This window comes from Cobetia sp. UIB-001 (genome assembly GCF_044789135.1).
Lineage (GTDB): Bacteria > Pseudomonadota > Gammaproteobacteria > Pseudomonadales > Halomonadaceae > Cobetia > Cobetia amphilecti.
Map to the genome: position 1 here is coordinate 486,995 of NZ_CP058244.1, position 12,732 is coordinate 499,726.

Genomic DNA, 12,732 nt, shown 5'->3' on the forward strand with positions numbered 1-12,732 from the left:
TCATGTTGTTATTGGTGTCGCCAGCCGGGCAGGGCAGCTGGCGTGAAGCGAGGTGTTGTCGTGGGTGTCTCCCGAGGCTGCGATGTGGGAAGGGGGTGGAATGGCAATCCGGAGCGCGGTGGCGAGTCTGACTGCGAGGCAGGTCGCCACCGGACCTCGGTGATTGTGTGAGGGCTGGGCGAGAGCGAGTTAGCTGGATACGACGCCGGCATATGCGTGACTGACATAGGGGGCGATTCAGCGCTCAGAGCGGTTGTCGCAGGTGTGCCCGCTTTGTAGATTGCGATCTACAGTGAAGGAAAGTGGTGCGTACTCCCTGACCGCGCACCACTTTCGCGCTCGAGACTTCACTCCTCGCGCGATACGCCAGTCCTTGCCTGCTCCTGCCCAATAACAACACCGTGGTGCCGCCATGACGCCTGAGACCCTGACCGAGCCGACACCTGTCGCTCGCCGCCGTTCGCGCAGCCAATTGCGCGGCCGTCCGCTGGATGCCGAGGCCTGGGCCGAGGTACAGCGCCTGCTGGGCGATGCCCCGGCGCAGCGTGACCTTCTGCTCGAATATCTACATGTGCTCAATGATGAGGTCGGCTACCTGACACTGGCCCATCTGCGCGCGCTGGCCGAGTGGATGCGCCTGCCGATGGCCGAGGTCTACGAGACGGCCACCTTCTATGCCCATTTCACCGTGGTTCGCGATGGCGAGACGCCGCCCGCGGCGCTGACCGTGCGCGTCTGTGATTCGCTGTCCTGTCAGCTGGCCGGCTCCGAGGCCTTGCGCGCCGGCCTCGCCTCGGGGCTGGACCCCGAACAGGTGCGCGTGCTGCGTGCGCCCTGCATGGGGCGCTGCGACAGTGCGCCGGTGGCGGAGGTCGGGCATTACCATCTCGGCCACGCCAGCGTGGAGGGCGTCACGGCGGCGCTTGCCGAAGGCCATGTGCATGCCGCGCCGGCTGCGAGTCTCGACTATCCGCGGCTGGCGGAATATCGCGCCAGTGGCGGCTATGGGCTGCTCGCCGCGCTGGATGGCGGTGAGGTCAGCATCGATGACCTGGCGCAGATGATCGAACAGGCTGGTCTGCGTGGCCTGGGCGGGGCGGGTTTCCCGACGTTTCGCAAGTGGGGCTTCGTGCGTGCAGAGGCGGGGCCGCGCTATTGCGTGATCAACGCCGATGAAGGCGAACCCGGCACCTTCAAGGACCGCTGCTATCTGGAGCGTGAGCCGCACACCTTCCTCGAGGGCGCGCTGGCCAGTGCGCATGCCATCGAGGCCGAGGCGCTCTACCTCTATCTGCGCGACGAATACCCGACCCTGAATGAGGTGCTGCGCGAGTGCATCGCGGAGCTGGAAGCCGCAGGCCTCGTCGCGCCGGGCTATATCCAGCTGCGGCGTGGCGCCGGCGCCTATATCTGTGGCGAGGAATCGGCGCTGATCGAGTCGCTGGAAGGCAAGCCCGGCAAGCCGCGTCAGCGTCCGCCCTTCGTGGCCCAGTGCGGGCTGTTCGGTCGCCCGACCCTGGTCAACAACGTCGAGACGGTCTATTGGATCGCGCGGCTCCATCGCGAAGGCCATGACCACTACGTCGCGGCCGGGCGTCAGGGGCGTCAGGGGCTGCGCAGCTTCTCGCTCTCCGGGCGCGTCAGACGCCCGGGCATGTATCTGGCACCGGCTGGCATCACGCTCAGCGAGCTGGTCGAGGAATATGGCGGCGGCATGGCCGACGGCCATCGCCTGCGTGCCTATCTGCCCGGCGGGGCCTCCGGCGGCATTCTGCCGGCCAGCAAGGCGGACCTGCCGCTGGACTTTGACACCCTGCAGGCCCACGGCTGCTTCATCGGCTCGGCCGCGGTGGTGGTGCTGTCGGATAAGGACGACCTGGCGGCGGTGGCGCGTAATCTGATGAGCTTCTTCATGGACGAGTCCTGCGGTCAGTGCACGCCGTGTCGTGTCGGCACGCGCCAGATGCTGGCGGCGCTCAGCGGCGATGAGTGGGATGAGACGCTGCTGACGCGCTTGTCGCAGGTGATGATGGACGCCTCTATCTGCGGGCTTGGTCAGGCTGCGCCCAATCCGGTGCTCGGCCTGCTCAAGGACTTCCGGGAGACCCTTGCCAGCAGCGGGGTGCGCTTGATCGCCACGAGCCATGCGGCTGACGCCACGGGAGGTGAGGCATGAATGCGCTGACAGGGTTGGGCAACTCGTCCTCGGATGATCAGCCGCTGCGTGAGGATGGCTTCACCATCACGCTGGATGGTGCCGAGGTGACGGCCTATCCCGGCGAGACGCTATGGAAGATCGCCAAGCGTGCCGGCGAGACGATCCCCCATCTCTGCTACAGCGAAGCGCCGGATTATCGCGGCGATGGCAACTGTCGCGCCTGCATGGTCGAGATCGATGGCGAGCGCACTCTTGCTGCCAGCTGTATCCGCGAGGCGCGGGCGGGCATGGTGGTGCGCAGTGCCAGTTCACGGCGTGCCGGCGAGGCGCGCGCGATGGTGGTGGAGCTGCTCGCCGCCGACATGCCCGCCGAGGCGCACAACCCTGATGTCAGCAGCCACTTCATGGCGATGGCCGAGCTGCTGGCGGTGGATGTCGGGCACGCTCGCGAGACCCTGGGCGGCGCCCGCGAGACGGTCCGCGAGTGGCTGGGGGGGACGGTGGAGGAGTGGTTGCCGACGCAGGCCAGCGCTCTCGATCACTCCCATACCGCGATGGCGGTCAATCATGATGCCTGCATCAGCTGCGGTCTGTGCGTGCGCGCCTGTCGCGAGGTGCAGGTCAATGACGTGATCGGGCTGGCGGGGCGCGGCAGCAATACGCGCATCGTGTTCGATCTCGAGGACCCGATGGGCGACAGCACCTGCGTCGCCTGTGGCGAGTGCGTGCAGGCCTGCCCGACCGGCGCCCTGATGCCCGCCGCCCAGGTGGATGAGCAGGGCTTCGGCGACAGCGCCGCCGTCGATGAGCGCGTCGCCTCCATCTGCCCGTACTGCGGCGTGGGCTGTCAGCTGGAGTATCAGGTCAGCCGTGGCAGCGGCGAGGCGTTGAGTGTCGAGGGTCAGCCGGTCGCGACCCTGGCGGATGCCCAGCAGGGCATGGCGGGCGCTGCCCCCCATCAGTCTGATCGGCGCCGACAGCGCGTTGCGGATACGCGGCTGGACAACATCATCGCGGTCAGTGGCCGCGATGGGCCCTCCAACCATGGCCGGCTGTGCGTGAAGGGGCGCTTCGGCTTCGATTATCCGCGCCATCCGGAGCGTCTGATCCGCCCCCTGATTCGCCGTGACGGTGTGGCCAAGGGGCTGGATGCGAACTTTGACCCCGCCCATCCGCTGACCCACTTCCGTGAGGCCAGCTGGGACGAGGCCCTCGAGGTCGCGGCCGAGGGGCTCATGCGCCTCAAGCGCGCGCATGGCCCCGACAGCCTGGCGGGCTTCGGCAGCGCCAAGTGTACCAACGAGGAGGCGTGGCTGTTCCAGAAGCTGGTGCGCACCGGTTTCGGCTCCAACCATGTCGATCACTGCACGCGGCTGTGTCATGCAAGCTCGGTGGCGGCGCTGATGGAAGGCGTCGGCTCGGGCGGCGTGAGCGCCTCCTTCATGCAGGCCGAGCAGTCCGATCTGATCGTGCTGACCGGCTGCAACCCGGGCGTCAATCATCCGGTGGCGGCGACCTTCTTCAAGCGCGCCGCCAAGCGTGGCACACGCATCGTGGTGATCGACCCGCGTGCGCTGGCGCTGCGTCGTCAGGCGCATCGCTCGATCCAGTTCACGCCGGGGGCGGACGTGGCGCTGTTCAATGCCATGCTCAACGTCATCATCAGCGAGGGGCTGGCCAATCAGGCCTATATCGAGGCACACACCGAGGACTTTGCCGCGCTGGCGGAGCATGTTGCGGCGCTGACGCCGGAGGCGATGTCGCCGCTGTGTGGCGTGGCGGCAGAAGAGATTCGCGCCGTGGCCCGCGAGTATGCGACCGCCAGGCGCGCGATGATCTTCTGGGGCATGGGCATCTCGCAGCACACCCACGGCACCGACAATGCGCGTTGCCTGATCGCGCTGGCGCTGGTGTGTGGTCATGTCGGGCGTGAAGGCACCGGCCTGCACCCGCTGCGCGGCCAGAACAACGTTCAGGGCGCCTCGGATGCCGGGATGATTCCGATGGTGTTCCCCGACTATCAGCCGGTGGGTGACACGGCGGCGCGCGAGCGTCTGGAAGCGCTGTGGCAGACCCCGCTCTCGGCGACGCCGGGCCTGACGGTGGTGGAGATCATGCACGCCATCCACGCCGATCAGATCCGCGGCATGTACATTCTCGGTGAGAATCCGGCGATGTCGGACCCGGATCTAGAGCATGCACGCAGTGCGCTGGCGCATCTGGAACACCTGGTGGTGCAGGACATCTTCGTCACCGAGACGGCGCAGTTCGCCGATGTGGTGCTGCCTTCGTACGCCTGGCCGGAGAAGGACGGCAGCGTCACCAATACCAACCGGCAGGTGCAGCGCGGACGGGCGGCACTGCGCGCCCCGGGAGAGGCGAAGCCGGACTGGTGGATCACCCAGCAGCTGGCGCGGCGCATGGGGCTTGACTGGGATTACGCCGGGCCGGAGGAGATCTACGCCGAGATGCAAAAAGGCATGGATTCTCTCGACAACATCGATTGGGCGCGGCTGTCCGAGGAGAACTCGGTGACCTATCCGTGCCTGACGCCGGGAGGCGAGGGCGAGGATGTGGTATTCGGCGAGGGCTTCCCGCGCGCCAGTGGTCGTGCCCGCTTCGTGCCGACCTGGCCCACGCCGCCGGATGAGACGCTGGATGACGACTATCCGACGGTGTTGACCACCGGCCGTCAGCTGGAGCACTGGCATACCGGCTCGATGACGCGCCGCGCGGCGGTACTCGACAATCTCGAGCCGGCCGCCGTGGCCACGCTCAATCCGGTGGAGCTGGAGCGCCTGGGCATCACGCCGGGCGAGCCGCTCTCGATCACCACGCGACGTGGCCAGATCACTCTTGCCACCCGCGCCGATCCGCTGACGCCGGCCGGCATGGTCTTCGTGCCATTCTGCTACGCCGAAGCCGCCGCCAACCTGTTGACCAATCCGGCGCTCGATCCGGTGGGCAAGATTCCCGAGTTCAAGTACGCCGCCTGCCGTCTGGCCAGAGCCGAACCCGCCTCGGCGGGTGTGGAGAGCTGAAGCAGACATGTGAGGCGGACATGGCAAGCGGGCTGGACCGAGCGGATAGATCGAGGCAATAGACCGCAACCGAGCCAGGCGCGCCTGACGCAAATGCCTACGCCAGTGGCGTGGGCAGGCACGCAGAGGGCGCCCCGGTCTGACCAGAATGTCGGAGACAGCCCGTCGTGCATTTCGGCTATCCTCAGAAAGGCTATGCTCAGAACAGAGTGGGTCAATACCAATGACAATGCCCGCCGTCAGCGAGCAAGGAGAATGACGATGATGATCGTGGAGCTGATTGATCACGAAGACTTTCGTGAGCGGCTGGTGGCGCTGGGCGTGCAGATTTCCGAGCATGCCTGCGCGGATACCTGCGCGCGCATGGCACTCAGAAAGCATGCCGAGGTGGGCGTGCCGGGCCTGCAGGAACTGGTGCGCGAGCTGGTGATGCACTCCGATATCCTGCTGCCGTCGGTGCGCCAGGCGCTGGACAAGTATCTGCTGCCGGGACTGCGCTAGGCGCGGCACTCCTGAAAGATTGCGCGCCGCGCACTGATACCGTCTGCCAGATGAACAAAAGGGCCTGTCGACTGACAGGCCCTTTTGCGTGGGGGCTCACTCGCCTCTTTTCACTGCGCGCAGTGGCTCAGGTCGCTGCGTTGGCGCGATCGTATTCGCGCTTCTCCCAGCGCAGACCGCGGAACAGCGAGAAGCACATCACCAGCAGTACCACCGTGAAGGGCAGTCCCGTGGAGATGGCGCCCGCCTGCAGCGCACTCAGTGCGGTGCTGCCACCGCCATACAGCAGGGCACAGGCGATCAGACCGCCGGCCGCTGCCCAGAAGATGCGCTGGCGCGTCGGAGCATCCTGCTTGCCACCGGCGGTGATGGAATCGATCACCAGCGAGCCGGAGTCGGAGGAGGTCACGAAGAACACCAGCACCAGCACGATGGCGACGCAGGAGGTGATGGAGGACAGCGGCAGGCTGTCGAACATCTGGAACATGGCCATCGAGGGAGTGTCGATGCCCTGGGCCAGCTCGCTGCCGGCGGCTCGCGCCTCTTCCAGTGCGGTGCCACCGAAGACGGTCATCCACACGATGGTGACCAGGGTCGGTACCACCAGCACGGCGGTGACGAATTCGCGCACGCTGCGTCCGCGCGAGATACGCGCGATGAACATGCCGACGAACGGCGACCAGGAAATCCACCAGGCCCAGTAGAAGATGGTCCAGCTATGGAACCAGCCTTCGTCGGGGCGATCGATCCAGTTGGAGAGCGGCAGCAGATATTCCAGATAGCCGACGCTGGTGGTGCCGAGCCCGGTGATGATGTCCATGGTCGGGCCGACGATGAACAGGAACACCACCAGCAACGCGGCCAGTATCATGTTGAGATTGGAGAGGCGTTTGACGCCGCCATCCAGACCGCGACTCACCGAGTAGATGGCCGCGAGCGTGACGGCCACGATCACGCCGATCTGACTGACCAGCCCATCGCCGATGCCGAACAGATGGTCCAGCCCCGAGGCCGCCTGTGCCGCGCCCAGCCCCAGAGAGGTGGCAAGGCCGAACAGGGTGGCCAGCACCGCGACGATATCGATGATATGGCCGCTCCAGCCCCATACACGCTCACCCAGCAAGGGGTAGAACACCGAGCGCAGCGTCAGCGGCAGGCCCTTGTTGTAGGCGAAGAAGGCCAACGACAGGCCGATCACGGCATACATGGCCCAGGGGTGAAGCCCGTAGTGGAAGACGGTGGCCGAGAGTGCCGCCGTTGCGCCTTCCGGCGTACGCGGTGGCGCGTTCAATGGCGTGCCGGACCAGTCGGTGTAGTACGCCACTGGCTCGGCGACCCCCCAGAACATCAGGCCGGTGCCCATGCCGGCCGCGAACAGCATCGCGAACCAGGCCATCCGGCTGAATTCCGGCTTGGCGTCGCGTCCGCCCAGACGCAGGCGGCTGACCGGGTGCAGGACCAGCAGCAGGCAGAACAGGATGAAGAAGTTGCTGGAGAGCATGAACAGCCAATCACCATGGGTGATGGACCATGCCTTGGCGCCGCCCAGTGCCGACTCGGCCGACTCGGGCATCAGCAGCGTGAACAGGATGAAGCCCACGATCAGCAGCGCACTGATGGTGAAGACCGGCTTGTGGACATCCAGCCCGAGTCGCTGAACATTGTCCTGACCGATCTGGTAATCCGTCACATACGGATTCGATGACATGGAGTTACCTCGTATGTTTTCTTTCGATAGCCGCTCCTGTGGGCATCTCGAGTCAGAATGAGGGACCTTGTCCCGCCTGGTGGAAGCGTTCAGACCTTGGTCTGAAGCCTTGTGCAACATGCGCCTTTCTGCCAGTTGCAGGTGGTGGCGTCAAACCTTGAGCCATCCTTGTCGTGCGCTGAAAGACATTGATTGTATTAAGGTTTATGGATTTCCTGTCCGTGCCGGAAAGTCATTCGGGGCGCTGTAGGCTGAACAGGCTGTCCGTGCGTGCATAGTCACTGCCGGCCATGCGCCCGATGGTACGCAGCACCTCATTGTCGACATGCCGCCCATCCCAGACCGCTGCGTCGGCATGCATCACCACCACCTCGGCCAGCACCAGTGAACCGGCCAGCGGCTGATCACCGAACGAGATGATGTCGCGCAGTCGACAGCCGAAGGCGATCGGGGCGCCCTCCACGCGCGGGACCGCAAGCGGCGGCATGGCCGCCTTGTTCAGGCCTGCGTGGGTGAACTCATCCTCGTCGGCGGCGAGACTGGCGCTGGTGAGATTGAGCGCCTCGCTCATCGCCTCGCCACCGATGTGAATGACGCACTCCGCGACCTGTCCGAGGTTGTTGAGGGTGTCCTTGGTCTTGCCTTCGCCATTGCGCAGCGGGCTGAAGGCGAGCACCGGTGGATTGATGCTGGCGATGGTGAAGAACGAGAAGGGCGCGAGGTTGGTGTTGCCTGCCGCGTCGATGGTCGAGACCCAGGCGATCGGCCGGGGCGCGATGCTGCCCGAGAACAGGCGATAGAGGATGCCTGCGGGAAGCTGGTCGGCGGCGATGAGGGAATGCGTGGTCGAGGAGGCAGTCATGGTAGGGCTCTCGTTGCAGGGCTGTTGTTGTAGAGCTGTCATTGCAGAGCTGTAGCTGTAGAGCTGTCATCGCAGAGCGGGCGTTGCAGGGCATGGCTCTCGACCCGCTCAGGCAACATGTCGCACGGCCCTGACATTGGAGAGAGTGAGAGCCCGCCAGGCCCAGAGCCCGATAAGCCAAGAGGCCCTGCAAGCCAAGAGACCCGGCAAGCCAAGAGGCCGCTAGGCCGAGAGCTTAAGAATCTGGCCGTCGCGGCGAGTGGCGGCTGCGAATCATCGCTGATGGAGAACGCGAATCGCGCCTGACCACAGGCCGGTGGTGCTGATGAAGAGTGGCCTGTGTGGCCGCTGGGTGTGGAAAAGGCCCCGGGAAATTCTCCCAGATCATTGTCCCTATTTTTGGTGTGGTCAATTGTCGCAGGTCTTGACCTTTTTCGAGGATGTTGTTCCTGACGCCGCGGTCGAGTTCATTGCTTGTCTGACTCAAGTCACACAATGGGGGCGGGAAACCGGATTTTTGTGCAAAATTGGTAACCATATGGTTTCTGTAGTGTGTTTATTTGTGTGTTTTTTATGATGCCGGGCCGGGCGTCATCTGGCAGAAAGGTGGTGATTCCGCGTAAATGAATGGCGGAAAATGACAGTCATCAGGCCATTTGGTTCGGCATTGATCATGAGAATGGCATGCCAAGGTTGCGAAAAAGCGTCCCCTGTTGATCGGGAATGCCAGCATCATGTGAGACGCATCATGGTGCATTTACCTGTCAGGTCATGATCGATAATGATGCATGTTTTCTCGTCAATGAACGCCGGCCTCATACAAGTATCATGTCGGGAAAATGCCTCTCTCGCCCGGGTTGGGGGAGTACTTCAGCAACTTTTGAAAGGCTCAGTGGCACAATTTCTGGTATTTAATTTCGATTTTAGGCAATTTATTGGTTTTTTATTGCGCGGTATCGTGCAGTGGTAGTGGTTGCTTCGACGCTGCCTGGTGCGCCGATGGCGAGGACATCTGCGGGGATGCACTGAATTGTGGCGCGACAAGGTCGTGATTCTCACGGGCATCATCAAGCAGGGCAGGGGGGCTGGCATCGCGGAGAAGGCTGGCGATTGACGAGCTGTCTGGCCCTGCAAGGCATGCACTGTCGCGACATCATCGCCGTGAGTGTCGGCTTCGCCACCCGATCCCGCTGCCTTAACCTTCCTCGAGCGTGAGGGAACTCATGCCGCTCAAGGCATGATTGGCGCGCACCGGATGGCCGAAGTCATCCGCATGTGGCCCCTGGTGCGTCATCCTGCCCCGTAGTCAGCCCCCCTGTCTTTTCTCTATCCTGTGCCCGCCTGCGGGAAATCTTCTGATTTCGTTCGAAAGATCGACGGCTTCCTGTTGGTCATTTCTTCGAACGCTGTGTTCCACATGTGGGCTCGTCATGACGCCATGGCGTGTTCCAACGAGGTCGTGAGATGAGAAAAAGCCTAATGCGGGGGGCTCTGCGGGGACTCCCTATCCTCGCGGGATTATTGATGCTGTCCGGCTGTGACGCCGTACTCTTCGATCCCAAGGGGCCTATCGGTGAATCCGAAAAGTCGCTGATCCTGACTGCTACCTACCTGATGCTCGTGGTTGTTATCCCGGTCATCTTCATGACGCTGTGGTTCGCCTGGCGCTATCGCGATACCAAGCAGAGCAAGGCGACCTACACGCCCAACTGGGCGCATTCCACCAAGATCGAGATCGTGGTCTGGGGCATTCCGTGCCTGATCATCCTCGCTCTGGGCATCCTGACCTGGAAGAGCACGCATGAGCTGGACCCGCGTGCCGAGATCGTCGACGGCGGTGAGCCGATCGAGGTGCAGGTCGTGTCCATGGACTGGAAGTGGTTGTTCATCTATCCGGAGCAGGGGATCGCGACGGTCAATGAACTGGCCATGCCGGTGGATCGTCAGGTTCGCTTCCACATCACATCCGACACGGTGATGAACTCGTTCTTCGTCCCGCAGCTCGGTAGCCAGATCTATGCAATGGCGGGGATGGAAAACCGTCTGCACCTGATCGGCAGTGAAGTGGGTACCTACGACGGTATCTCTGCCAGCTATAGCGGCGCCGGCTTCGCCGACATGCATTTCAAGGCGCATGTCATGAGCGAAGGCGACTTCGACGCCTGGATCGAGAAGGCACGCGGCAGCAGCAAGGTGCTGGATGACGCTGGTCTTGCCGCTCTCAAGGAGCCGAGCGAGGACGTTGCCCCGACCTTCTATGGTCAGGTCAAGCCGAACCTGTATGAGCAGATCATGGCGCCCTACATGGACGGCATGGAGCTGGGCATGAGCGATGATCAGATGCGCCACATGAAGAAGGGTGGAATGCATCACGACAGCGCCGAACACGGCATGTCCGATCATGACGCTTCTGGTCACGCTGAATCTGCGATGGCAACCGAGGAATAAGCAATGCTTGGAAAACTCACATTAGAGGCGATTCCGTATCACGACCCGATCATTGTGATCGTGCTCGCGGCGGTAATCCTCGGTGGTGCAGCCCTGTTCGGCTTCATCACGGTAAAGAAAAAGTGGGCCTACCTGTGGAATGAGTGGTTCACCTCTGTCGATCACAAGAAGATCGGCATGATGTACATCATCGTCGCGTTGGTGATGCTGATCCGTGGTTTCTCCGATGCGATCATGATGCGTTCCCAGCAGATGCTTGCCTCCTCCGGCGGGCACGGCTATCTGCCCCCGGATCACTACGACCAGATCTTCACTGCCCACGGCGTGATCATGATCTTCTTCGTGGCGATGCCGCTGGTCATCGGTCTGATCAACGTTGTCGTGCCGCTGCAGATCGGCGCACGTGACGTGGCCTTCCCGTTCCTGAACTCGCTCAGCTTCTGGCTGTTCGTGGTCGGCGCGCTGCTGGTCAACATCTCTCTGGGTCTGGGTGAGTTCGCCAAGACTGGCTGGCTGGCCTATCCGCCGTTGTCGGGGGCCAATTACAGTCCCGGAGTCGGGGTGGATTACTGGATCTGGTCATTGCAGATCTCCGGTGTCGGTACCCTGCTGACAGGTGTCAACTTCATCGCCACCATCCTCAAGATGCGTGCGCCGGGCATGTCCCTGATGAAGATGCCGGTCTTCACCTGGACCGCACTGTGTGCCAACGTCCTGATCGTCGCGGCCTTCCCGATTCTGACCGCTACCATCGCGATGCTGACGCTCGATCGCTACCTCGACTTCCACTTCTTCACCAATGACCTTGGTGGAAACATGATGATGTACGTCAACCTCATCTGGGCCTGGGGCCATCCTGAGGTGTACATCCTGGTGCTGCCGGTCTTCGGTGTGTTCTCCGAAGTTATCTCCACCTTCTCCAAGAAGAAGCTGTTCGGTTACACCTCGCTGGTGTGGGCGACTCTCGTCATCACCGTCCTGTCGTTCATCGTCTGGCTGCACCACTTCTTCACCATGGGTGCCGGCGCTGACGTGAACGCCTTCTTCGGTATCGCGACGATGATCATCTCGATCCCGACAGGTGTGAAGATCTTCAACTGGCTGTTCACCATGTACCGCGGTCGCGTCGAAATGACCTCTCCGGTGCTGTGGACCCTGGGCTTCATCGTCACCTTCACCATCGGTGGCATGACCGGCGTTCTGCTGGCCGTTCCGGGCGCCAACTACGTACTGCACAACTCGCTGTTCCTGATCGCTCACTTCCACAACGTCATCATCGGCGGCGTGGTCTTCGGTGCGATGGCCGGTATCACCTACTGGTTCCCGAAAGCGACCGGCTTCATGCTGTGCGAGAAGTGGGGCAAGCGTTCCTTCTGGTTCTGGATCACTGGCTTCTACCTCGCCTTCATGCCGCTGTACATCCTCGGCTTCATGGGCATGACCCGTCGTCTGCAGCACGTCGACAACCCGCTGTGGGTACCGTACCTGGTCGTCGCCTTCATCGGTGCTGTCCTGATCCTGATCGGTATCGCGTGCACCGTGATCCAGATCGCGGTCAGCATCAAGAACCGCAAGCAGCTGCAGGACACCACCGGCGATATCTGGGGCGGTCGTACCCTGGAGTGGAGCACCACTTCACCGGCACCGTTCTACAACTTCGCTCACGAGCCGCAGGTTTCCGAGCTCGACGAGTTCTGGGAAATGAAGGAACGTGGCATCGAGCAGGAGGCCAAGAAGCCTTATGCGCCGATCCACATGCCGCGCAACGCCGCTGCTGGCGTCATCATCTCCGCCTTCAGCCTGGTGTTCGGTTTCGCACTGATCTGGCACATCTGGTGGATGGCCGTGGTCGGGCTGGTCGGCATGATCGCCACCTTCATCGTGCGCTCCTTCAACTACGACATCGACTACTACGTGTCCGTCGAGGAAGTGGAGCGTGTCGAGCGTGAGGGTCGCGAGCGTCGCGCCCTGCCCAGCGCCCGCACACCTAACGACACAGTGGTTCAGGGGTAAT

7 protein-coding genes are annotated in these 12,732 nt (G+C 63.0%); 5 read left to right on the forward strand and 2 right to left on the reverse strand.

Annotated elements, in window-relative coordinates:
- The first annotated feature begins 412 nt into the window (after window positions 1-412).
- The 3 genes from HA399_RS02175 (at window position 413) to HA399_RS02185 (ending at window position 5,700) form a co-directional block, all read left to right on the forward strand.
- Window positions 413-2,176: an NADH-ubiquinone oxidoreductase-F iron-sulfur binding region domain-containing protein gene (locus tag HA399_RS02175; RefSeq protein ID WP_404325904.1), complete on the forward strand. Its 1,764-nt coding sequence runs from the start codon at window positions 413-415 to the stop codon at window positions 2,174-2,176.
- Window positions 2,173-5,199, forward strand: a complete 3,027-nt coding sequence (locus HA399_RS02180) for a molybdopterin-dependent oxidoreductase (RefSeq protein ID WP_404325905.1) — start codon at window positions 2,173-2,175, stop codon at window positions 5,197-5,199. Before HA399_RS02175 ends, HA399_RS02180 begins: the two co-directional genes overlap by 4 nt.
- Before the next feature lie 261 nt (window positions 5,200-5,460).
- Window positions 5,461-5,700, forward strand: a complete 240-nt coding sequence (locus tag HA399_RS02185) for a hypothetical protein (RefSeq protein ID WP_043333148.1) — start codon at window positions 5,461-5,463, stop codon at window positions 5,698-5,700.
- Window positions 5,701-5,827: 127 nt separating this feature from the next.
- Here HA399_RS02185 and HA399_RS02190 read toward each other — a convergent pair whose 3' ends face one another.
- Window positions 5,828-7,408 (reverse strand): BCCT family transporter, encoded by a 1,581-nt coding sequence (locus HA399_RS02190; RefSeq protein ID WP_404325906.1) that lies wholly within the window; start codon window positions 7,406-7,408, stop codon window positions 5,828-5,830.
- A gap of 232 nt (window positions 7,409-7,640) precedes the next feature.
- Window positions 7,641-8,270 carry a flavin reductase family protein gene (locus tag HA399_RS02195; RefSeq protein WP_404325907.1) on the reverse strand — a complete coding sequence of 210 codons (630 nt, stop codon included), beginning with the start codon at window positions 8,268-8,270 and terminating at the stop codon, window positions 7,641-7,643.
- A gap of 1,479 nt (window positions 8,271-9,749) precedes the next feature.
- On the opposite strand from HA399_RS02195, the gene cyoA reads away from it, so the two are divergent.
- Window positions 9,750-10,718, forward strand: a complete 969-nt coding sequence (gene cyoA, locus HA399_RS02200) for a ubiquinol oxidase subunit II (protein WP_082388205.1) — start codon at window positions 9,750-9,752, stop codon at window positions 10,716-10,718.
- Between the two features lie 3 nt (window positions 10,719-10,721).
- A complete protein-coding gene (gene cyoB, locus HA399_RS02205) occupies window positions 10,722-12,731 on the forward strand; it encodes a cytochrome o ubiquinol oxidase subunit I (protein ID WP_248379986.1) in 2,010 nt (669 codons plus the stop codon).
- Window position 12,732: the final 1 nt, after the last annotated feature.

Coding starts and splice junctions, on each gene's coding strand:
- HA399_RS02175 (WP_404325904.1), top strand. CDS start 413: ATGACGCCTGAGACCCTGACCGAGCCGACACCTGTCGCTCGCCGCCGT.
- HA399_RS02195 (WP_404325907.1), bottom strand. CDS start 8,270: ATGACTGCCTCCTCGACCACGCATTCCCTCATCGCCGCCGACCAGCTT.
- HA399_RS02180 (WP_404325905.1), top strand. CDS start 2,173: ATGAATGCGCTGACAGGGTTGGGCAACTCGTCCTCGGATGATCAGCCG.
- cyoA (WP_082388205.1), top strand. CDS start 9,750: ATGCGGGGGGCTCTGCGGGGACTCCCTATCCTCGCGGGATTATTGATG.
- HA399_RS02190 (WP_404325906.1), bottom strand. CDS start 7,408: ATGTCATCGAATCCGTATGTGACGGATTACCAGATCGGTCAGGACAAT.
- HA399_RS02185 (WP_043333148.1), top strand. CDS start 5,461: ATGATGATCGTGGAGCTGATTGATCACGAAGACTTTCGTGAGCGGCTG.
- cyoB (WP_248379986.1), top strand. CDS start 10,722: ATGCTTGGAAAACTCACATTAGAGGCGATTCCGTATCACGACCCGATC.